Source organism: Chitinophaga sancti (assembly GCF_034087045.1).
GTDB classification, from domain to species: Bacteria; Bacteroidota; Bacteroidia; order Chitinophagales; family Chitinophagaceae; genus Chitinophaga; species Chitinophaga sancti_B.
Genome location: NZ_CP139247.1, coordinates 647,044 through 669,879, shown reverse-complemented (window position 1 = coordinate 669,879; position 22,836 = coordinate 647,044). Strand labels below are relative to the sequence as shown.

Here is a 22,836-nt window from a genome sequence, read left to right as displayed (position 1 = left end):
AGGGTGAATAAACGGTTTATCCAAGCAGGCAACCTTAAAAAGTTATTAGAAAGAGAAAAATAAGGAAAGTTTAACCCACCTCCCCCAAAGTACAAAGCCCTTTATTTCTTTGCAAAAGGCAAATCATACGTAATCGCCACATAATACAACCCCTTTATCGTAGGCCCTCCCACATACTGGAAGTAAGCCGTATTGAATATATTCGATCCACCCACTTTCACGGAAGTATGAATTTTTGGCAATCCGTAAGTTACCTGCGCATCCACCGTGCTATAAGCCGGCACATCACCATTTCCAAACAGATTCTGCCAGTAGAAAGTATCCTGCCAGTGCCATACCACATTGAACCCTACATTCTTAAACACCTGCCTGTTACCAAAACTCACATTCGAAAAGTACTTCGGCGTATTAAATCCAGGAATCAACGCATCATCCTTCGTCTTATCCTGTGTCAGGGTATTATAATTCAGGTTGCCACTAAGGGTATATCCCTTCTCAAAGTTGTAAGTCACACCCAGTGCAAACCCATAGTTCTGTACGGTCGACTTACTATTCGTCCACACCCTGTACCTGTTCTGGTATTGCTTATCATACATCTGATCCAGTACTGACTGGGTCAGGTCATTCACACTACCCGTCTTGGGAACGGCCACTTCTACCTGTCCGATAAAGTGCTTGTAACTGTTGAAATACCCATCTACATCAATAAAAACTTTATTATCAAACAACACACTCTTATACCCAGCTTCAAATGAATGGATCTGCTCTGGCACAATCGGGTCCAGGTTCGCCACTTTCAGTACGCCTGCACTTTGCTGCTCTGCCTCCGCCCTTGTCACCGTTGCATCTGCATTGGTGATCTTATTCACCGCTGTTGTATATGCCGTCGCACTGCTGGTCAGGAAGGAATTTTTAAAATACCCCAGTCCTTCTTCTATAAATGCCAGACCACCTACACGACGCACCCCACCGTTATTCACGAAAGAATACGCTTCAAACAGAGAAGGGAACCTAAACCCATTCTGCCAGCTGGCCCTGAAGTTATGACGTTGATTAGGCGTGGTATACACCGCCGCAATACGAGGGTTGAACTTACCATCGAACTGCTGACTCTTATCATACCTCAATGATGCTGTCAGTTTCAGCTGATCATGGAAGAAGGTTTTACCTGCCTGTACAAACCCACCTGCTTTACCATACCAGATGTGTTTACCCCCCGGTGTATTCCGGTCAGCCAATGCTTTTGTGAAATCCACAAAGTTGTTACCATCCGGAATGATCTCGTAAGTACGATAATCCGCACCTACCAGTACATCCGCAAAGTGTACATATTTACGCAGGTTCCAGGTACCCTCTCCATGATAGAAATGGCTCATCTGCAACAATGCAGCACCACCACTCTTGTTTGTAGAGTCTTTGGAAGTAGGGTAAATATCCCAGTCATTGATGCTCTTGATCAACTTCACCTGTTTGTCAAAAGCCGCTGTACCCGGTGTCCACCTGCCATTATCAGCAGCAGCACGTGCTGCACGATGAGCAGCAGCGATATCGCTACCCGCATCCAGTGCAGAGTTCAGGGCCGTGGTATAGTCTGCCTGCCAAACCTTGTCGGTTTTGAAAGACTTTTCCAGGTTATCCGCCAGCGGATTCATATTATAAGAGTCACCGGTATTCTCGAGTGACATATAAGAACGGATGGTGAAATCCTCTCCCTGTAACTCGACTTTATGGTTTTGTACTACCACGTTTTTCAAACCAATACGGTTACCACGCTGGAAGAATCCATCCATCTGACCAATACGGTAGTTATAGGAGATCTGCAGTTTAGGTCTGATCTTATAATAAAGACCTCCATCAAATTTCAGGTTACGTACGGTGTAATCACCTACAAGGTCCTTTTCCCAATATCCGGTACGGCTTACGTTGTAAGACTTACCATTTTTATCAGTGATGGGGAAAGTACTCTGGTCAGCATATTTATTCCATGCATCGTTGGCCACGTTATTTGCACCTACGAGTGTAGGGAAGTCAGGGTTCGCCTTGGTACCGGGATTGAAGTCATTGTGACTATCCGCATACCAGTCAGTACCCTGCATATAAGAGAAGTTGATCTTGAAGGCAAATTTGTCATTGAAAGCCTGGGCATATCTTACAGAAGTTTCAGTCAGCGCCTTTGGAGAACCACCACTGCCATCGAAGTGGTTGGCACCGATTTTCTGATACACGCTGATACCCTGGTATTGGAAAGGGTTCCTGGTAAGCAGGTTAGACATCCCGTTGATGGCGTTCATACCATACAAGGCAGAAGAGGCGCCGGGAGTTACCTCAATGCTCTGGATATCCAGTTCGGTAGGGCCGATGGCGTTACCCAGTGGTACACCAAGGGTAGCAGCCTGGTTATCCACACCATCTACCAGCTGCATAAAACGGAAGTTGTTCGGCACATTGAAACCACGGGTGTTGAATACCTTAAAGGTCAAACCTGCCGTGGTCATCTGCACCCCTTTCAGGTTGCCGATGGCATCATAGAAAGAGGCAGCCGGTGTTTCTTTCAACGCTTTTACATCCAGTTTTTCAATCGCCACCGGTGACCGCATCAGTTTTTCCTGCTGACGGGAAGCGGATACTACCACTTCGTTCACAAGCAGGTTCTGTGTTACCAGCTGTATCTGTAAACGGCTATCACTGTTCTTTACATCGAATTCCTGCGGTTGATAGCCAATGAGACGGACCACTAATTTGAATGGGAATTTAGTGTTTGCAGTCAGGTGAAAAGTACCTGCACTGTCTGTAATGGCGCCAAAGGAGGTACCCTTAATCTGTACAGAAGCACCTGCCAGGGGGTCCTTGCTATCTCCGGTGATCTTACCGGAAATGATGTAGGAGCCGTTAAGTTGTGCCTGCGCAAACAGCGGCAGGAGAATGGTCAGGAGCCACAGGTAGATTATACGTACGGGGCGTCTGGTGTTTTGCATATAATTTATATGTATTAGTAAAAAGTATTCGGCCAAAGTGAATATGTATAGTGAGTTACAAATCAGCGATTTAGCTTACTTTTCTTTCGTTAAGTCTATTAGTCTATAGAATTTGTGGACAAATGTAGTAAGGGGATTCAGCATTTCAAAATTTATTGTTAAAATTTGATGAGAGGAAGGGGTTAAACACAAGACAAGTCCCTGCTACCGCAAGGCATAAAAAAAGCCCCTGCCATAAGACAGGAGCTTTGACTTTATAGTAGTCATTCGATACTCTTATTTACTCACCGCTACCTGCTCTCTCTCTCTTTGCTCTCTCTCCTTCTCATGGTGCCTGGCAAAAAACTTTTTCTGGAACACCAGTATCGTGATCACACCTACTGAAATTGCAGCATCCGCCACATTGAAAATAGGTCTGAAGAACACAAAAGACTCACCGGCATTGATCGGGAACCAGGTTGGGAAATGCCCCCTCAAAATCGGGAAGTACAGCATATCCACCACATTTCCATGCAGGAAAGTGCCATATCCACCACCTGGAGGCAGGAACTGTGCTACATCTGCATAATTGGAAGAAGAGAATATCATTCCGTAAAACAGACTGTCTATCAGGTTACCAGCGGCACCAGCCAGGATCAATGAACCACAAATTAACAAACCTCTACTGTAATCCTGCTTCACCAGTTTCTTCATATATCTGAAACCAATTATTACCGCAAATAAGCGGAACAGCGTGAGGATTATTTTTCCAAAATCACCACCGAACTTCATACCGTAGGCCATTCCATCGTTTTCAATGAAATGAATCCTAAACCAGTTAGGGAAGATGATGATCTCATCAGAGAAGTTCATATGGGTTTTGATCCACACTTTTAATGCCTGATCTACTACCAGTACCAGTACTACAATCAATATTACGTGACGATATTTCAAAGGGTATAATTTTTATCAAAATTAATAATAATGTGCAAAATCGGAATTTCCAATTATTCCTGGAAATATACCCGCTTCACACGCTGCGAAATTCCTGTTAATATTTCATAAGGTATAGTACCTGCCCAGGCCGCCAATTGCTGTACAGGTAAGGATTCGCCAAATACTATTACTTCATCTCCTTCTGCAATATCCGGAATGTGGGTTACATCCAGCATCAGCATATCCATCGCTACCACACCCACTACCGGGGCCAGTTGCCCCCTGATCAGCATCTTGCCTACACCATTGCTAAGGCGGCGGGGATACCCATCAGCATAACCGATTCTAACAGTAGCTGTTACAGCCGGACCTTTTGCCTTCCACTTTGCACCATAACCCACAAAATCCCCGTTATTCAGGTGTTTTACCTGCGAAACGGTGGTTTTCAGTGTGCTTACCGGTTTCAGTTGTGCCTGCATTTGCTCACTGCTATCTATTCCATACATCCCGATACCTAACCGCACCATATCCAGTTGTAAATCAGGGTGACGGAGGATGGCCGCACTGTTCGAAATATGCCTGATCACCGCATAGCCGAGCGCCTTTTGCAACTCGTAGCTCATTTCATAGAAATGCTTACCCTGTAGTTTGGTCAGGTCATCCAGTGCCGGATCTTCACTACCTGCCAGGTGACTAAAGATAGATTTAACTGTAAGGTAATTATTATCTGTCAGCATAGTAGCCAGCTCGGGAATGTCTTTCCGCTCAAATCCAAGCCTGTGCATGCCCGTATCTAGTTTAATATGTACCGGAAATCCGGTCTTGCCTGCTATCTGAACTTCTTCTTCAAACTGCTGTAACAAATGCAGGGAGTAGATCTCGGGTTCAAGGTTCCACTGCAGGATCGCATCAAATGAACTGGGTTCGGGGTTCATGACCATGATCGGCATGGTTATACCTGTCCGTCTTAATTCAACACCTTCATCAGCATACGCAACGGCGAGGTAATCTACGCCATGGAACTGCAATAGATTTGCAATCTCAAAACTTCCACTACCATAAGAAAATGCTTTGACCATCGCCATCAGTTTGGTAGCGGGTTTCAGCAATGCCTGGTATTGTTTGATATTATGAGATACTGAGCTCAGATTGATTTCAAGAATGGTCTGATGTACTTTTTGTTCCAGCAATTTGCCTATCCGCTCAAACTCAAATACACGTGCACCTTTCAACAGGATGGTCTCATGCTGAAAATCCTGCTGGTTAAACTGCTGGATAAACTCTTCTGTAGTGAGGAAGAAAGTACTCTTCAATCCCTCTACCTGCTGGAAACACTTCTTTTCACGGAAGATGTTTTTACCAATACCAATCACTTTGTCGATCTTCTTTTGTTGCATCAGGCTGGCTACTTCTTCATAAAGAGAAGCATCGCTCTTGCCGCTTTGCAGAATATCGCTGAGTATCACGGTACGGGTAGGGTGCTGTTGCTGCTGTTGCAGAAAATCCAGCGCTATATTGAGAGAACCTAAATCTGAATTGTAACTGTCGTTGATCACAGAGCAGTTGTTGATACCCTGTTTCAGCTCTAGTCGCATAGCGATATTACCCAACTGATCCATACGCTGCTGGATCAATTCCGGAGAGATCTTCAGGTGTAGCATCAATACCCAGCAGTGAATCGCGTTCTCAATAGAACCCTCATCTACAAAAGGAATGGTAATATTCAGCGACTCCCCTTTATGCAGGGCCTCGATGTGAGAGTGGGTACCGTTCTTTTCCACATTGATCACCCTAAGGTCAGCATCCGTTTTGCGCGACCAGGTACAAAGTTGTAAGCCCTCCTGGTTTTCCTTCTTGCCCACCAGGTTGTGAAACTGGTTGACACATTCATTCAATGCGAGGTAATCCTTGCAGTAAATGAGCAGCTCGCTCTTGGAAAACAATACCAGCTTTTCGTTGATCTTTTGGCGAATGTTCAGGAAGCCTTCGTTATGCGCTTCGCCGATGTTAGTAAAAATGCCAATGTTAGGACGGATGATCTTTTCCAGGTGCTCCATTTCTCCGGGTTGGGAGATGCCGGCTTCGAAGATGGCCAGCTGGTGCTCAGGTTTCATTTGCCATACAGAAAGAGGGACCCCTATCTGTGAGTTGTAGCTTTTGGGACTACGTATAATGTTGTAATCTTTTTCCAGCAGCTGATACAACCACTCTTTTACGATGGTTTTACCATTGCTACCGGTTATACCGATCACAGGAATATGAAATTGCTGTCTGTGATACGCTACCAAAGCGTGCAGCGCATTCATTGTATCTTTTACCAATATAAAGGTAGCCGTTGGAAACTGGATCAGGTCTGGTGGCTCACTTACAATGAAGTTGCTGACACCCTTTTCGTACAATTCTTTTATATATTGATGAGCGTTCCTGCGGGGACTTACCAACGGAATGAAAACAGAGGTGGCCGGATATATCACCTTCCGGCTATCCAACAGAATATGTTCAATCTCCGGGTTACCTGTTTGCTGTAATAGCTCACCTTTCAGCACCTTGCTGATACTTTCTGCGTTATACACTTGTGGTTAAGTTTATTTTGCCGGAACAATGACCAGTGACGGCCTCATTGTTCCACTTCCCTTAATAGAATTAATTAAAACAAAGTTGACGTCTACTTCTAATGTGGGGTCATGGTTGCCGCAATTTTTTGATGAATGAATGGCAAATATATGGGAATAACCGTTAGCACATTGTTATAAATGTGTGCTTTCAGGTGGTAACCACTTAATTAATAATGACCTTATCTTTCGAACTTCCGCTGTCTGATGAACTGGAAAATGACCCTGAACAAAAGGATTAGCAGAACGGGAATAATGACACAAATAGCCTGCCACATAGACTTGTTTTGCTTGATCTTTTCGGCATCTAACAAGCGCAGGGTTAACTCTTTATTGCGCGCTTCCATGATGCCGGCGTTGTTGGTAAGGTATCCCAGCGAGTTGAGCAGGAACTCTTTATTGGCATATACCATCGAGGGGTCGAAGAGGTTAACACCCATCTGCATAGGACCATTTTTCTGGGAAATGGCATTGGTGATGAGGTCGCCGTCACTAACGACAATCATCTTATTTATAACATCACTATGATCTTTAAATGGTAAACGGGTCACCTGCTGAATCAGCTGTTGCTCGTCTACACTCAGTCTGTTGCGGAACAGGGAGGTAAACTGTCCTTCCAGCAATACTGCCACCGGCAGGTTATGCTGCTGGAACTGGCGTGGATTAGGTTTGGTACGAAGGTCGTTCCAGCTCAGCTGTACAGGAGCACGCTCTGTACGTGAATTGCCGGAAGAAGTCAGCAGCACAGTTTTGGAGATATCTCCTCCTTTCACTGTATCGATTGAGCTTGCAAAATGGCTCAGCACCAGGTCCATATTTTTTACAATCGGATGTGCACCGGTTGGTGAAAGCAATGGGAAATAAGGGAAAGGGAGCAGGTCAAACTGTGGTTTATCCCCAACATGTCCCACCACCTGTGGAAGGCGATCACATTGTAAATCCTGGATCAGGTCCTGGTTGATCCGCACGCCATAGCGAAACAGCATGTCTTCCAGGTTCAGTTCACGATCCATAGCTACATAGGTATCATGTTTTTGCAGGCTATCCATGCCTACATTCAGCTCATCTACAAACCAGATCACTTTACCCCCGTTCATGACGTACTGATCAATCTTCAACTTATCTTCATCAGTAAATCGGTCAGCAGGTTTTGCAAACACGATGGCGGAAAAATCCTGCGGAATGTGAGAAACGTATTGTAAAGTAATGGTGTCAAGCAGGTAGCTGCTTTGCATGCTGGTAAGGGCATCCAGTACTTCGGCCCCCAGTAATTCCTTGTGGCCGAGCATGTAGCCTACCAGTGGCAGGTGGTTTTGTTTGAGCTGATAGATGGCGTTGGCAAACTGGAATTCCAGCAGTGCCTCAGAGCTGTTCATGGTTTGCATGGGATCCTGGCCACCCTGGTTCTTCAGGAGATTGATGCCAATGGTCTTGCTGCCATAGTGAACAAGGGCACCCGGGAAGATCAGTTTCTCAGAGTATCCCTGGTTCGCATCTTCCTGCACCTGCATATTAAAAGGCATGATCCCCTGCTCAGCCAGTGATTGCTGAAAAGCGAGTCTGTCGGAATCATTCATACCCTGACCGGGATTCTGGAAAGAAAACTGTACACGGTTACCGCCTACTTCCCTGAATTCTTCCAGGAGTTCCTGGGTAGATTGTGCCAGTTGACGGAAGGAAGCAGGGTAATCACCCTTGAGGAATACCTCGATGGTAACAGTGCTATCCAGCCCTTTTAGCAGCTGGCGTGTGCTGGGAGTAAGGGTAAATCTCTTTTCGGCGGTTAAGTCCCATCTTGTATGAACGTACATGGCCAGGATGTTAACGCCTATCAGTATAGCTATGACGAGTATTGCCCGTTGCAGGTATTTTTTCTTACTGTTAATCACAATCTGATTAATTACTTAGTGTGACAGTCTTATTTTCAATCCCAGATCCTTCTTTGTAATGACAATCTTGTTAGATAGAGCATCAGTGCAATGATACTAAGGAAGTAAACTACATCCCGGCTATCGATTACTCCCCTGCTGATAGAGGAATAATGGAAGCGGATCCCTGCCATTTGCAGGTAGTAGTCCGCCGAACCGGTAAAGGCAGGCAACTTACTCAGTGAGTCGAATCCGTAATAGAATATAAAACAGGTGAAAATGGCGGTGAGGAAGGCGACCACAGAATTGGTGGTCAGAGAGGAAGCCCAGACACCGATGGCGGTGAAAACGGCTCCCAGCAGGAACAGGCCGATATAAGAACCGGTGATGCCACCGTTGTCCGGCACTGTATTAGGAGCACTGAGTCTGCGGATGGCGATGTAATACACCAAAGTAGGTATCAGAGAGATCAACACGATCAGCAGGCCAGCGAGGAACTTTCCGTTCACAATCTGCCACCAGCTGAGTGGTTTGGTGCTCAACAGCTCCATGGTGCCGGATTTGAATTCATCGGCAAAAGAGCGCATGGTGATAGCAGGTATCAGCAACAGGTAAATGACTGGCGCCAGCTCAAACAGTGGGTCCAGGTTGGCGTATCCGTAATCCAGCAGACTGGTGTCGGGGAATACGAATAGCAATAGCCCATTTGCCAGCAGGAATAGGATAATAGCGATATACCCTGTGATGCTGCTGAAAAACTGATGGATTTCCTTTCTGAATATTGCTAGCATAGTAATTTGACTGAAAGTACAAATATATATATTATTTAAGGTGCAAGCGTTAGAATATAATTAGTAATAAAAAATGCTTTTGCGCCAGGCAAAAGCATTTTTTTGCGCCATGTATATAGCGCTTAAATCAAAATTTTATTGGATAAGAGAGAAAGTTTTTCCAACCGGAGGCGCTCCGGTCGTATACATAAAGCAGGATGATAAAATCAATCAATCCCTTTCGTCGTAATAGTCAGCTGGTTCTTCATACTCTTCAACCGCAGGCTCCATTCCATTTTTAAACCGATAATCATTAATGGCAGCCTTCACCGCATCTTCCGTCAGTATCGCACTATGAATTTTAGAAGGAGGTAAACTCAGAGCTTCCACGATCTCCATATGATCTAACCGGAAAGCCTCTTCAATTGTTTTCCCCTTAATCCATTCAGTAGTGATAGAAGAACACGCAATTGCTGACCCACAGCCAAAGGTCTTGAAGCGTGCGTCTCTGATCACGTGTGTGACAGGGTTCACTTCGATTTGAAACCTTACAACATCTACGTATTCCGAGACGTGTACCAACCCGGTACCTACATGCTGGGAATTTTTGTCCAGCGTGCCGGCGTTCCTGGGGTTGTTGTAGTAATCCAGTACTCTTTCAGCGTAAGACATAAGCATAAGTATAAAGCATTCATAATCCAGAGGCATGCTACAGGTCACTGTATGTCGGCCTCTGTCTGGCCGTTTTTATAGTTGGTTTATAGCAATCTTGCGGCCAGATTTTTCTTGTATTGTCATTGATGCGACCATTCGATCGCGTTCATGTCCTCTCCCTCCTTAAACATTTCCCACAGGGGGCTGATTTCGCGCAGTCTGTTCACGGTTGCTGTTACAGCATTAATAGTAAAATCTATTTCTTCTTCGGTGGTGAATCTTCCCAATCCAAAGCGCAGGGAAGAATGTGCAAGGTCATCTCCCAATCCCAAAGCTTTCAGTACATAGCTGGGTTCAGGCGATGCTGATGTACAGGCAGAGCCGGAAGACAAAGCGACTTCCTTGCCAAAGCCCATCAGCAGGGCTTCTCCTTCTACATATCTGAATGAAATGTTACTTACATGTGGCAGGCGGTGTGCGCGACTACCATTTACATATGTTTCTTCCAGTTGTAATAACGCATTTTCCAGCTTATCGCGCATGGCCCCCAGTCTTTTTCCTTCTTCTTCCATTTCCTGCATGGCCAGTTCACAAGCTTTACCAAACCCTGCAATAGCAGGCACATTCAGGGTGCCGGACCGCATCCCACGTTCATGTCCCCCTCCGTCCATTTGCGCAGTTACCTTCACTCTGGGTGATTTGCGACGTACATATAATGCACCGATGCCTTTAGGTCCATATAATTTATGTGCACTAAATGCAGCCAGGTCTATACCGTCTTTTGTCACATTCACGGGCACCTTGCCTGCAGCCTGGGTAATATCGCTCATCATGAGTACGCCATGACGCTTGGCAATGGCACTGATCTCCCGGATAGGATTGATAGACCCAATTTCGTTGTTGGCGTACATTACAGCTACAATAATCGTTTTAGCAGTAATAGCAGATTCAAGTTCTTTCAGGTCGATCATACCTTCCTCATTGACCTTCAGGTAGGTCACAGATGCGCCCAGCTTTTCAAGGTGCTTGCAGGTATCGAGTATGGCTTTATGTTCTACTTCGGTCGTAATAATATGGTTCCCTTTGTCAGCGTACATTTCAAATACACCTTTCAGGGCGAGGTTGTCGGCTTCCGTAGCGCCGGATGTGAAGATGATCTCTTTCGGATCGGCGCCTATAAGGGCAGCTACCTGTTCCCTGGCCAGATCTATCGCAGCTTCTGCAGCCCAGCCATATGCATGATGCCGGCTGCTGGCGTTGCCAAAATGCTGTGTAAAGAACGGAAGCATCGTTTCCAGCACCCTTGGATCAAGGGGCGTAGTAGCATTGTTATCAAGATACACAGGCAGTTGCAACATACACAAAAGTTTATACTACAAATTTAACGAATTGCTACCATCAAGGTACGAATTCGTCGCGAAGGAGATTTAGTCATTTTGTGTTAATTTGCCTAACATGCTGAAAGTCGAACATATAGGTATTGCTGTACAATCATTACAAAGATCTATTCCCCTGTTTGAGGCGCTGCTCAACACTTCCTGCTACAAACAGGAGCAGGTAGATAGCGAGGCCGTCAGGACTGCTTTCTTTCAAAAAGGCGAAACCAAAGTAGAATTACTTGAACCAACAAACCCCGAAAGTGTGATTGCGCGGTTTTTGGAAAAAAAAGGAGAAGGTATGCACCACATCGCCTTCGATGTAGCTGATATTCATGCAGAAATGGCTCGCCTCGCTGCAGCAGGCTTTACGTTACTACATCCAGTACCAAAGCAGGGAGCGGACAATAAATTAGTTTGTTTTTTACACCCCAGAGATACCAGTGGCGTACTTGTAGAACTCTGTCAGGAAATATTTTAAAAAATTTCCAGTTTTTTTAAATCCACCTTTTATCTGGTTACGTAGGTATTTCTCAGACACTGTAGCAAACACGTTAATTTCAAAAAAGAAAAACATTTATTTAAACAATCGTCAATATTATTTGTTAGGATTTGTAGCTTGGGAATGTTCGGGAAATGAAAATGATCTACCTTAATATACCTAAGATTTTAAATGCACAACACAAAGCAAAAGACAATAACTAATAATCACCTTAAACATATTGTATCAACCCAATTCATTGAAAAATGAAATACGGAAGGTATATTCAAAATACTCTAAAGTTGGCATAGGTTATGAACACCTGCGGGCTTTTTAGCTTGCAGGTCTCTTTTTTATAGAAAGATCTATTCCCGCCGGAGCAGGAATAGATAAATAAAGAACTTACTGAATGACCTTCTCCATTCCCATGCTTCTCGATCCCTTGATCAATATATACGTATCTGTAAACTCCTGTTGCTTCAGCCATTCGGCCGCCGCCGCTGCGTTTTCCATGAATATGTAAGGATGTTTTACTTTACTGAAATCGCCACCCACTAATACGACTGCATGCCAATGAGTTCGCTGCAATAAATCGACCAGTGCCTGGTGCTCATCCACACTATCCGCACCCAACTCCATCATACCACCCAGCAGCAATACTTTTTGTGTAGCTTCAATACCTGCAAAGTTTTCAATCGCCGCTTTCATACTGGAAGGATTCGCATTGTACGCATCCATAATCACTGTATTACTACCCTGTTTAATCACCTGCGAACGGTTGTTGGAAGGTACATAGCCAGCAATGGCTTCCCGTATCGTTTCTCCCGGAATATTGAAGTATAAACCAACAGCTACAGCTGCCATGACATTCGGAAAATTATAGGCACCTACCAGTTGTGTGGGGATCAATCCGGTCGCTGTATCACTTGTTACTTTTACACTCAGCAGTGCAGTGTCGGCAATAGGATCACCTGTATAAGTAGCATCTTTTTGTCCATAGGTAATGACCTGTGGAATACCCTTACCCATCTCTACAAGATATGAATATTCATTACACAGGAACACAGTGCCTTCGTTTGCTCTCAGGAAATCATACAGTTCACCCTTTGCACGACGCACGCCTTCCGGGCTACCAAACCCTTCCAGGTGGGCCTTTCCGATATTAGTGATAATGCCATGTGTAGGCAATGCAATTTTACAATACGCTTCTATTTCATGTTCGTGATTCGCACCCATTTCAATCACTGCAATCTCAGCATCCGCAGGAATACGCAGAATCGTGAGTGGCACACCAATATGATTATTCAGATTGCCAATAGTAGCGGTTGTTTTGAACTCTGCTGCCAGTACCGTGCTTACCAGTTCCTTAGTAGTAGTTTTACCATTCGTACCGGTGATGGCGAGGAAAGGAATATTCAATTGTTTCCGGTGATGTAAAGCAAGTTGCTGTAAGGTAGACAGCACATCTGTTGTCAACATCATTTTTCCCGGCTGTGTATTGAATTCTTCTTCATCTATCACTGCGAGTACAGCTCCCTTTTCCAATGCCGCTGCTGCGTAGGTATTCCCGTTAAAATTGGGACCTTTCAACGCGAAGAAAATATCGCCCTGTTTGAGCTGGCGTGTATCAGTCTGTATAGATGGATGATTACGGTAAACTTCGTATAACTGCGCTATGTTCATAAAAACAAATGTAACGTAATAAAAATTATTTGCTATATGCCCTGGTGGGGCATTTGTCTGGTATTTGAAAAAATGAATTTACTGTGAATGGATTGCATTTTTTTCGGGAATCTACCTAAAATCAGGGGCAATCCACAGGCATTATACCGCAAAAATCCCCCCAAAATTCCCGTGAAAAATAAAATATTATTTATAAATATATCTTCTATATTTGTTCCAACATATAACCATATCAAGACTCAAATAACCATCACTCGACCATATTAAAAGACCTGGCTGGACAAAACCAGCTATTGTATGACCAAATGAAAAAACCTATGCAAACACTCGTGTTGCCAGTGTTATTACTTAGCCTGCTCGTGTACGGATGTACTGCTGAAAAAGCACCAGCTCCCGACTCAGGAATCACCGTTACTGCATGCGACACCGCAGTCATCACCTCCGCTTACATTCTGACTGCAGTTTCAGATAAATGTACCAGCAGAGGATGTCACAAAGGCACCGGTTCTACTGCATCTACCGATTTCACTACTTATAGTGGTATCAAAGGTTACATCACCAGTAATGAAGCCCTCTGGAAATCGCGCGTAACAGGTGCAGATGCCGATATGCCTCCCGGCTCTACAAAACTGAGCCAGGGCATGAAAGATTCCATCGACTGCTGGATATCGCATGGAATGCCCGAATAAGTTACTATTCAAAAATCCTAAAAAAGTAAAACAATGAAACATTGCATTGTGCTGTTGACAACCATGCTCTTGTTACAGCTTCGCGCCAGCTGCCAGGATGTTTATTCCTGCAAGAACACAACCCTGTCTTTCTTTTCCGCTACACCCATGGAAGACATTGATGCTGTAACCAACAAAGCCGTATCTGCTATCAATGAAAAAACAGGCGCTGTGTACTTCAAAGTCGCCATCAATACTTTTAAATTTAAAAAGACATTGATGGAAGAGCATTTTAACGAAAATTATCTCGAGAGTGACAAGTATCCAACCGCAGAATTCAAAGGTAAAATTCTCGAAATACCTGACCTGCATAAGGATGGCACCTATCCTGTAACTGTAGAAGGAACAATGAACATGCATGGCGTAGATAAAGTGTATCGCGAAAAAGGCACCATCATCGTCAAAGACGGTAAACCCACCCTCGATGCCAAATTCAATGTCAGGTTGGTAGATCACAAAATCAAAGTACCTACGCTCGTAGTCAAAAACATTGCAGAAGTAATAGAAGTGACTGTAAAAGGAGCCTATTCACCTGCGTCCTGAACCATTTAAAACAACAACAACACAACTCTTCTATGAAGCAAATATATCTGTTATTGCTCGGCTGTAGCTACAGCCTGAGCACCTTTGCGCAGGATGACCTGGCAAATATGTTTCAGGATAGCGCTAAGAAGCATGAACCCGTGATTGCGACATTCAAATCAACCCGTATCATTCAGGGCAATTCAATTGAAACCCTCAAAAAACATGAACTGGATTTTCGCGTAGATCACCGATTTGGTGACATCGGCGGGGAATTCGGTGGTGGCAAAACAGCTTTCGGGCTGGATAACTCTTCTGATATCCGTATCGCATTTGAATATGGTGTAACAGATCGCCTCATGGTAGGTCTGTCCCGCTCCAAAGGCTCTGGTGGCCTTACACAACTGTATGAAGGACTGGCTAAGTACCAGCTGATCACACAGACTACTGACGACCATGTACCCGTAACCGTTACTCTATTTGGTAATGCAGTAGCAAGTGGTGCTACATCCAGCACCGTAAAATCGGATGCTGCTTATTTTGATAAGTTCAGTGACCGTGTATCTTATACAGGACAAGTGATCATCGGCCGTAAATTCAGTCGTAGCTTGTCATTGGCACTGTTGCCAACATTGGTACACCGCAACCGGGTGACGTACATGGACGAGAATGATGTATTTGCAATAGGCGGTGGTGGGCGCCTGAAATTCACCAACCGCATGGCATTGCTGGTAGAATATTTCTATCCGATCCGCAGTCAGGAAACGAAAGACTATTTTAAAAACAGGGGGCGCGAATTGTACAATCCACTCTCAGTAGGATTGGAAATCGAGACTGGCGGACACGTATTCCATATCAATTTCACCAACTCAACTGCTATACTGGAAAATCAATTTATACCTGAAACCACTACCTCCTGGTTGCAGGGACAGTTCAGGTGGGGATTCAATATATCCAGAAGATTTTCACTGTAAAAAATTCATATAACTTCCGGACACAAAATGCTTTTGCCCATGGCAAAAGCATTTTGCTTTTATAAGGGTGAGACTGTGGCTGTGCACGATTTTTGCCCCTGCGAGGGTGGTATAAAATTGATTCGTATTTTTATAATGCAATGGAAAAACTTGTCTGCCATATCAAAGAGGATTCCTGGATAGCTCGTCTGGCTGCCCGCCGGATGAATAGCCAGAATATGGCCATGGTGATTGGAAAAACCATCCATCTCCATGGTGTAACCCGCAAGGAATTTTTGCGACACCCATGGTGGGTGCGCCACGAAGTATGCCACATTATGCAATATCAGGAGCTGGGGTTGCTCCGTTTTCTCTGGCATTATCTCTGGGAATGCAAAAAAGTAGGGTACTATGCCAACCGTTTTGAGGTGGCGGCCCGGGCCGCAGAGAAGAATACTGCGATCGTGAATCTGGTGGTGTTTAGTTAAGTAGCTGAAATACAGCTGTTTGTTGAATTTACAAGAAATTGTTAAAGTCCGTATCAGTTTATATTTTTTGATAACACTGGATTTATTTTGCTTATTTTTACGTCAAACGGAGGTGTTCTATGGTAAAAAAAGTAACAGACGGAATCACCATCAGCGTGGAGACATTTTATCAACCGGATTATTCAAATCCGATTGGGAGTGAGTTTATGTTCGCCTACCGTATCACTATTGAAAACAATAATACCTTTCCCATAAAGTTATTGCGCCGTCATTGGTACATCATTGACTCCAACGGTACGCATCGCGAAGTAGAAGGAGAAGGCGTAGTAGGTGTACAGCCACTACTAGCTCCTACCGAAAGCTATCAGTACGTATCAGGTTCTAACCTGCGTACAGAGATCGGTAAGATGTATGGTACCTACCAGATGGAGAATCAACTCAACAAGAAGCTGTTCGAGGTTAAAATCCCGGAGTTTCAAATGATTGTGCCCTTTAAGCTAAATTGATTTACTGATTAACACAGGTCTTATTGATCATGGCAAGCTGTTGCCATGATATTTTTTTTTGTTCGCACAGGTCTACCAAAATCACGATATCATGTCTCGTTCCCTTCTCCTGCTATTGCTGGTGCTTACCCAGTGTAAGAAATCTATAGTACGTACTACCTTGCCTACGCCTGACCCGGATAATGGAGGGCTCTTTTTACCAGATAGTTTTGCTGCCGTTACAGTTACACAGGGCATAGGTCCTGCCCGTCACCTGGCTGTGAATGACAATGGGGATATATATGTGAAACTCGCTTACAATGAACAGCTGGAAGGTCGAGGTGGCACAGTGGCATTGCGTGATAAGAATGGAGATGGGAAAGCGGATGTAGTAGCTTACTTTGGTGATTACCAGGATGAAGGAGGATTGCCTGCAGGCATGTCTGTCTATAACGGTTACCTGTATTTCTCGACAGTGAAATATGTATTGCGTACAAAGCTGACTCCCGGCCAACTCATTCCCGAAGGCAAAACCGATACCATCATCACCGATACGGATACCGCGCTCTTCAAACACTGGCACAGCGCCAAGCCACTGGTCTTTGATCATGATGGCCATATGTATGTTCCTTTCGGAGCACCTACCGATGCTGCTCAGGATATCAATACCGCAGGTCCCGGTGGTATGCCGGGCGGCAAAGGATTAGATCCTGCACCAGACCTGCAAAGACATGGTGGCATCTGGCGTTTCGATGCCAATAAAACAGGGCAGACACAAGACGATGGGGAACTATATGCCACTGGTATTCGTAGTGCTTTAGGACTTGCCTGGAGCCCTTTTGACAATACCCTTTATGTAGCGATGAATGGCATGGACAACTTTCATAACCGTTATCCCGGTATCTTCTCTGCCTGGCAGGCAGCAGTATTGCCCTCGGAACCTTTATTGAAAGTAACCCCTCATTCCAATTTCGGCTGGCCTTATGCCTACTTCGATCACATGCAGGGCAAAAACATGCTGGCTCCCGGCTATGGAGGGGATGGAAAGATCACAGCAAGAGCAGATAGCTTTGCTATCCCCATCTTTGGTTTTCCCGGTCACTGGGCGCCAATGGACCTTTTATTCTACGAAGGCGATCAGTTTCCGGAGAGGTACAAAAACGGGTGCTTCGTGGCTTTCCATGGCTCTACAGACAGAGCTCCATATCCACAAGCAGGTTACATCGTATGCTTTGTTCCTTTTGAAAAAGGTGCTCCTACAGGTAAATGGGAAGTATTTGCCGATGGATTTACAGGCACAGACACCGTATTCAATACCAGCGATGCCCGCTATCGCCCCATGGGCCTCGCTACCGGCCCGGATGGTTCGCTGTACATAGCAGAATCCAACAGAGGAAAGATATGGAGAGTGATGTATACCGGGAATAAACAATCATTCAACGCTGCTCAACTCAGTACGATGGAAACCCGAAAATCACGTACTTATATAAAGGCACCAGATCCTGTACTGGATATGGTGGGTAAAGGCAATGAAATGCATGGCAGAATGTTGTACAATTCGTATTGCGCTACCTGCCATCAGCGGGATGGGAAAGGCGATAATAACCGGTACCCACCATTGGCCGGTTCGCAATACCTGGCTGGTGATAAAAAACAATTGATTAATATCGTACTGAATGGATTAAAAGGAAAGATCACGGTGAATGGGAAAACCTTTGATGGGGTGATGCCTGCGCATGGCGCTTTTCTGGATGATCAGTCAGTGGCATCGATCGTGGCATATATCAAGGATCGGTTCAACAATGAAGAGATAACGGTCACTGCTGATATGGTAAAGAAGGAACGGGTTACTCCTGCGTCTTCGTCACGGTAAAACCTTCCGCAAAGAATTCCTGCGGTGTCATTTCAAGACCATCAATTATCTTGAGCAATGTACTGAGGCGGATATCATCAAACTTGCCGGATTCGTACCTTGACATTCCAACACGGGAGATGTCAATATCATAGGCAAAGGTCTCGTAAGACCTAAATCCTTTGTCTTTTCTTAAAAATTTTATGCGTTTTCCTAATTCTTCGAGGAAAATGTCGTGATCAAAATGACCCAGAACCGCCTTCTTTTTGGGTTCTTTCTTTTCTTTAGCCATGGTGCAATTAACAAACTAAGTTTACTATAATCAACTCAACAATACAGGTTGTATTGTGATATGTATATTATAATGTACTTTTTTAAATAATTCAACTTATATTTGTATCACAAACAAACAGCAAACACACAAACACATTATAAAAAAGGGAATCAGCAAAGCATTTTTGGGGTTAAACTGGTATGCTACAGGCGCTGAAATTTTTATTTCAGCCCTCTTTTTTTATCAATGGAATAGCATCGGTATTGGGTGAAAAGGAATTCATTTTTTTCCAATACATAGTAGTTTTTAGCCGGAAGGCTGGACTCTTCCCAATCCGGTATCTATTTTTTACGTTGAGCTAGCAATGCGGTGGACGCTGATTTTTCAGCACCACCGCTATTTTTTTTCCTGAAAATGGTTTTCATTCCCCGTTGAGGAATTCCCACTTCCATGCATGTTTTTACTTAGGTCTGTATTTGGATTGCTGGAAGATGCCCATAGCATCTTTATTATCCATCAGTTGTTGTAATGTTACGTTTGGATGCGCTTTCATATATGCCTGCACTATTCTCCATCCTACAAAAGCACCGATCCTGCCAGGAGAGCCTTCCGGCATACCCTGGGTAGAAGGGCCGTCGTTCATGAAATGCATATTATTCTGCCAGTCAGATTTATACAGGAGATCCTGCTGTACAAAATACTGCCAGATCATCTGTTCATTGTCCAGGCACCATTTTACCTGTTCACCAGTATAACCCAGTCTTAAACTATCGTCAGTGTAAGGCAGCACCTGTTCTGTGAAGTATTGCTGTTTGCCGGCATTCACCAACTGAATCACCAGTTTATCGCCCGGCTGACCACCCGGATATAATTGCTGTGCCAGCACCTGGATACAGTTAGGCACTATGTACTCCTGTGAAAACTTCCTCACCATATATCCCGGATAATCCGGCAGTAAACCATAAACAGGAAAATTTGCTCCCAGGTACATATCCAGTCCGATACCTAAAGTAGAATCGACGGTGACCGCACCATAATTGCTGATCATAGAGCTGAAAGTCACCACTTTGGTTGGTGGCTGGAAATTGGGGAAGTAATATTTGATGAACTTAAAGCTCTGCGCCAGTTCGTCTTCAATTTTCTTTACATCAGGGAAATGGGCATTAATAGAATCCTGCAAAAGACGGAAATCCTTATTACCCACCAGCATTTTGGTCTGCAATAACACTAGTCTGCCGGTATCGGAATAAGGACCGAAATTCATGATATGCTCTATATAACTGGGCAAAAATATAGGATATTTTTGCTCCAGTTGCTGTAAGGAAGATGTGACATTTGTTGTATCTAACTTGTCCAGCGCCTGATCAAAACGGTCAATATGTACACTGATGGCAATTTTACTTACATCTGGCACGTTTTTATGTGTACATGCTGTCAGGCAGAGCAATAAGAGAACATAGGAGATTATCTGCTGACAAATACCGGTTAATTTATTAGTCTTATTTTGCATACTTCTACTTAAACTACTGAGCGGTAAAAATATTATATACATTGTATTAAAAAAAAGATAAAATTATCATGAGAAAGGCATTTTTGGTGATCCTCCTATTAAATATAGCATTGATAAGCAATGCTCAACGTAATTATTCTATAAGGGAGCACCGGGTAAGGCTGGGATTTCGGCTGGATCCAACCGTATCACTGCTGGTTCCACAGGAATCAGGCGTAGATAGAAATGCTGGTCGGTTAGGGATAAGTTTCGGTGTGATGGCCGATTTTCTGTTGGACGAGGCAGGGCATTATGCCTTTGCTACCGGTTTACAGATTACCACTGCGGGCAGCAAACTGAAATATGATGCGGGAAAAGGATTGGATGATTATAAGGCGAACCCTGCTGAATATAATATCAAAGCCACTTATGTAGAAGTGCCTTTGGCGCTGAAACTCAAGGCGGAAACAGCACCGGGGATGAATATCTTTGGTCAGTTCGGTACTTATGTGAGTTTTCCGGTAAGAGGTCGTGCAGATGTAGTGAGTCTGACCCAGACGTATGACAAAGTGAATGTACTGAGAGACTTACAGCCAGTGAACATAGGTTTACTGGTAGGTGCTGGTGTAGAATACCCGCTGGGAGAGAATCTGACCGGGTTGGTAGGATTGGATTACAGGAATGGGTTTATTGATGTGACGAGAAATGCAAAGTGGAATGACGGGAAGGTGAATATGAATAGTATTGCGTTGAAATTAGGATTATTCTTTTAGCGGTGATAGGCTGGCCGCAGGCCATTCGCACTATATCATAAATAAATTGAACTCCTGATCAGCCCATGCATAGTAACGGGCTTTATCAGGTATCCGAATTAAACGAGCGTGTATCTTTCTTTTGATACACGCTCGTTTTTGTTATAAAATTCAGGAAATTTGTGTCAGTCCAACGCTATTACAGATGAAAATTATTCTGGCTCAACAAAACTATCACATAGGCAATTTCGAATGGAATACCCAGCAGATACTGAATGGGATCAAGACAGCTGAAGCGCAGGGCGCAGACCTCGTAGTCTTCTCTGAACTCTGTGTCAGTGGCTACCCACCCAGAGATTTTCTGGAATTCGAAGACTTTATTCAACAATGCTATGCTGCTATTGACACCATCAAAGCGCATACTCAACATATAGCCGTACTGGTAGGTGGCCCCTGCCGTAACCCTTCACCAGAGGGCAAAGACCTCTTCAACGCCGCCTGGTTCCTGTACGAAGGTCAGGTAAAACAGATCATTCATAAGACCTTGCTGCCCACCTACGACGTATTCGACGAATACCGTTATTTCGAGCCATCTTTCTCATGGAACGTGATTCCGTTCAAAGGAAAGAAACTCGCTGTCACCATTTGCGAAGATATCTGGAACCTGGGCAACAACCCACTCTACCGTATCTGTCCTATGGATCAGCTCATGGAGCAACAGCCGGATGTGATGATCAACCTCTCCGCATCTCCGTTTGACTACGATCATGACGAAGATCGCAAAGAGATCATCCGCGCCAATGTACGCAAGTACAAACTGCCCATGTTCTACTGTAACACCGTAGGCTCTCAGACCGAGATTGTATTCGATGGTGGATCTCTCATCTTCGATGCACAGGGAAATATCGCGAAGGAATTCCCTTACTTCACAGAGGCCATCGACGGTTTGGAGCTGGAACCTTTGCAGCTGGCTACGACTGCTCATCCCGTAAAACCATATGTGCCTGTAACGGAGTTGTTGTTTGAACACAACATAGATCGCATTTATGAAGCGATTTTACTGGGTATCAAAGATTACTTCCGGAAGATGGGCTTTAAAAAGGCCATCCTGGGTTCTTCCGGTGGTATTGACAGCGCAGTGGTACTGGCCCTGGCAGTAGAGGCATTAGGTAAGGAAAATGTACGTGCAATCCTGATGCCGTCTCCTTATTCCACAGAGCATTCAGTTGATGATGCTGTGGCTTTATCTAAGAATTTAGATAACCCATACGACATCATTCGCATCAATGATATTTACGAAACCTTCCTGCAAACCCTGAACCCTTATTTCCAGGGGCTGCCATTCAATGTAGCGGAAGAGAATACGCAATCCCGTATTCGTGGAAATCTCCTGATGGGATTGTCGAATAAATTCGGTTATATCCTGTTGAACACTTCAAATAAGAGTGAGTTATCCACAGGTTATGGCACCCTGTATGGTGATATGGCCGGTGGGCTGTCTGTATTGGGTGATGTATACAAAATGCAGGTGTATGCACTGGCCAGGTACATCAACAGGAATGGCGAGATCATCCCTCAGAATATTATTGACAAAGCCCCTTCAGCAGAGTTGCGTCCAAACCAGAAGGATAGTGATAGTTTGCCGGATTATGCCGTATTGGACAAAATACTCTATCAATACATAGAGCGCAGACAAGGGCCTAAAGAGATCATCGCACAGGGTTTCGATGCAGCGCTGGTAGCGCGTACGCTTAAAATGGTGAATAATAATGAGTATAAGAGGAACCAGTTCTGTCCTATTATCAGGGTGTCGTCGAAGGCATTTGGAGTAGGTAGAAGGGTGCCGATTGTGGGAAAATATCTGAGTTAATTTTTCAGCTGGCCGCAGGCCCCGCAATAAGCAAAAAACCTCTTCTACCAAAGGTGGAAGAGGTTTTTTGATGCTTTCTCTTATCTTTG

Annotated in this window: 19 protein-coding genes; 9 read left to right on the top strand and 10 right to left on the bottom strand. The window is 44.5% G+C overall.

Annotated features, from left to right (window positions below; translation table 11 throughout):
• Positions 1–101: 101 nt before the first annotated feature.
• The 7 genes from SIO70_RS02775 to SIO70_RS02745 form a co-directional block, all read right to left on the bottom strand.
• A complete protein-coding gene (locus SIO70_RS02775) occupies positions 102–2,975 on the bottom strand; it encodes a TonB-dependent receptor (protein ID WP_320579259.1) in 2,874 nt (957 codons plus the stop codon).
• 276 nt (positions 2,976–3,251) lie between these two features.
• A complete protein-coding gene (locus SIO70_RS02770) occupies positions 3,252–3,908 on the bottom strand; it encodes a lipoprotein signal peptidase (protein WP_083724730.1) in 657 nt (218 codons plus the stop codon).
• A gap of 53 nt (positions 3,909–3,961) precedes the next feature.
• On the bottom strand, positions 3,962–6,463 hold the full coding sequence (locus tag SIO70_RS02765; protein ID WP_320579258.1) for a bifunctional UDP-N-acetylmuramoyl-tripeptide:D-alanyl-D-alanine ligase/alanine racemase: 2,502 nt from the start codon (positions 6,461–6,463) through the stop codon (positions 3,962–3,964).
• A 221-nt stretch (positions 6,464–6,684) separates the two neighbouring features.
• A complete protein-coding gene (gene gldG, locus SIO70_RS02760) occupies positions 6,685–8,391 on the bottom strand; it encodes a gliding motility-associated ABC transporter substrate-binding protein GldG (RefSeq protein ID WP_320579257.1) in 1,707 nt (568 codons plus the stop codon).
• Between the two features lie 35 nt (positions 8,392–8,426).
• Positions 8,427–9,161, bottom strand: coding sequence for a gliding motility-associated ABC transporter permease subunit GldF (gene gldF / locus SIO70_RS02755; protein WP_320579256.1), 735 nt, complete (start codon positions 9,159–9,161; stop codon positions 8,427–8,429).
• Positions 9,162–9,371: 210 nt separating this feature from the next.
• Complete coding sequence (locus SIO70_RS02750) at positions 9,372–9,812, bottom strand: iron-sulfur cluster assembly scaffold protein (RefSeq protein ID WP_320579255.1); 441 nt, start codon at positions 9,810–9,812, stop codon at positions 9,372–9,374.
• 122 nt (positions 9,813–9,934) lie between these two features.
• The gene (locus tag SIO70_RS02745) at positions 9,935–11,149 is read right to left on the bottom strand and encodes an IscS subfamily cysteine desulfurase (protein WP_414017949.1); all 1,215 of its coding nucleotides are present in this window, start codon (positions 11,147–11,149) and stop codon (positions 9,935–9,937) included.
• A gap of 100 nt (positions 11,150–11,249) precedes the next feature.
• Between SIO70_RS02745 and mce the strand changes: the two genes are divergently transcribed.
• Positions 11,250–11,651 (top strand): methylmalonyl-CoA epimerase, encoded by a 402-nt coding sequence (gene mce, locus SIO70_RS02740; RefSeq protein WP_320579253.1) that lies wholly within the window; start codon positions 11,250–11,252, stop codon positions 11,649–11,651.
• Between the two features lie 402 nt (positions 11,652–12,053).
• Here the strand turns inward: mce and SIO70_RS02735 are convergent, their stop codons facing one another.
• Complete coding sequence (locus SIO70_RS02735) at positions 12,054–13,334, bottom strand: UDP-N-acetylmuramoyl-tripeptide--D-alanyl-D-alanine ligase (protein WP_320579252.1); 1,281 nt, start codon at positions 13,332–13,334, stop codon at positions 12,054–12,056.
• A gap of 317 nt (positions 13,335–13,651) precedes the next feature.
• On the opposite strand from SIO70_RS02735, the gene SIO70_RS02730 reads away from it, so the two are divergent.
• The 6 genes from SIO70_RS02730 (at position 13,652) to SIO70_RS02705 (ending at position 18,383) form a co-directional block, all read left to right on the top strand.
• Positions 13,652–14,023 (top strand): hypothetical protein, encoded by a 372-nt coding sequence (locus SIO70_RS02730; RefSeq protein ID WP_320579251.1) that lies wholly within the window; start codon positions 13,652–13,654, stop codon positions 14,021–14,023.
• 33 nt (positions 14,024–14,056) lie between these two features.
• Complete coding sequence (locus tag SIO70_RS02725; RefSeq protein WP_320579250.1) at positions 14,057–14,605, top strand: YceI family protein; 549 nt, start codon at positions 14,057–14,059, stop codon at positions 14,603–14,605.
• A 32-nt stretch (positions 14,606–14,637) separates the two neighbouring features.
• Positions 14,638–15,558: a DUF5777 family beta-barrel protein gene (locus SIO70_RS02720; protein ID WP_320579249.1), complete on the top strand. Its 921-nt coding sequence runs from the start codon at positions 14,638–14,640 to the stop codon at positions 15,556–15,558.
• A 140-nt stretch (positions 15,559–15,698) separates the two neighbouring features.
• The gene (locus tag SIO70_RS02715) at positions 15,699–16,025 is read left to right on the top strand and encodes a DUF4157 domain-containing protein (protein WP_320579248.1); all 327 of its coding nucleotides are present in this window, start codon (positions 15,699–15,701) and stop codon (positions 16,023–16,025) included.
• Positions 16,026–16,144: 119 nt separating this feature from the next.
• Positions 16,145–16,531, top strand: coding sequence for a Co2+/Mg2+ efflux protein ApaG (gene apaG, locus SIO70_RS02710; protein ID WP_072364286.1), 387 nt, complete (start codon positions 16,145–16,147; stop codon positions 16,529–16,531).
• Positions 16,532–16,622: 91 nt separating this feature from the next.
• Positions 16,623–18,383, top strand: coding sequence for a c-type cytochrome (locus SIO70_RS02705; RefSeq protein ID WP_320579245.1), 1,761 nt, complete (start codon positions 16,623–16,625; stop codon positions 18,381–18,383).
• On the opposite strand, the gene SIO70_RS02700 is transcribed toward SIO70_RS02705, so the two are convergent.
• On the bottom strand, positions 18,358–18,654 hold the full coding sequence (locus SIO70_RS02700) for a helix-turn-helix domain-containing protein (protein ID WP_083724754.1): 297 nt from the start codon (positions 18,652–18,654) through the stop codon (positions 18,358–18,360). The genes SIO70_RS02705 and SIO70_RS02700 overlap by 26 nt on opposite strands.
• Before the next feature lie 442 nt (positions 18,655–19,096).
• Positions 19,097–20,146, bottom strand: a complete 1,050-nt coding sequence (locus SIO70_RS02695) for a hypothetical protein (protein ID WP_320579241.1) — start codon at positions 20,144–20,146, stop codon at positions 19,097–19,099.
• Between the two features lie 68 nt (positions 20,147–20,214).
• Between SIO70_RS02695 and SIO70_RS02690 the strand changes: the two genes are divergently transcribed.
• Complete coding sequence (locus SIO70_RS02690) at positions 20,215–20,898, top strand: porin family protein (protein ID WP_320579238.1); 684 nt, start codon at positions 20,215–20,217, stop codon at positions 20,896–20,898.
• A 184-nt stretch (positions 20,899–21,082) separates the two neighbouring features.
• Positions 21,083–22,747, top strand: a complete 1,665-nt coding sequence (locus SIO70_RS02685) for an NAD+ synthase (protein ID WP_320579237.1) — start codon at positions 21,083–21,085, stop codon at positions 22,745–22,747.
• Positions 22,748–22,836 lie beyond the last annotated feature (89 nt).